We start from the raw sequence: 259 nt of genomic DNA, 5'->3' as shown, positions 1-259 counted from the left end.
GATATTAGAAATAGGTTCAACCGCTTCGTTAGTTGTATGAATACTTATTTCAGACCATTTCATTCTACCAACCCCAATCCTTACTCACCTTTAAAGGCTCGTTTTACTTTTGAAAAAAAGCTTTCTTCATGTTCACCAAGTGGTGTCGTGCCACTAATCTCGGCAAATTCCCGAAGCAGCTGTTTTTGTTTATCCGATAGTTTGGTTGGCGTAATAACCCGGACTTGAATATGTTGGTCTCCAACTCCAAATCCTCGAA

Annotated in this window: 1 pseudogene; it reads right to left on the bottom strand. The window is 39.8% G+C overall.

The window, feature by feature from the left end:
- Positions 1–80 precede the first annotated feature (80 nt).
- A pseudogene (locus tag RYX56_RS23415) lies at positions 81–259 on the bottom strand (molecular chaperone DnaJ); the annotation flags it as partial.

The organism is Alkalihalophilus lindianensis (assembly GCF_032843265.1).
In the GTDB taxonomy this organism is placed as follows: domain Bacteria; phylum Bacillota; class Bacilli; order Bacillales; family Bacillaceae_D; genus Alkalihalophilus; species Alkalihalophilus lindianensis.
The sequence above is the reverse complement of the archived record's forward strand: the minus strand, read 5'-3'. Positions and strand labels throughout refer to the sequence as shown.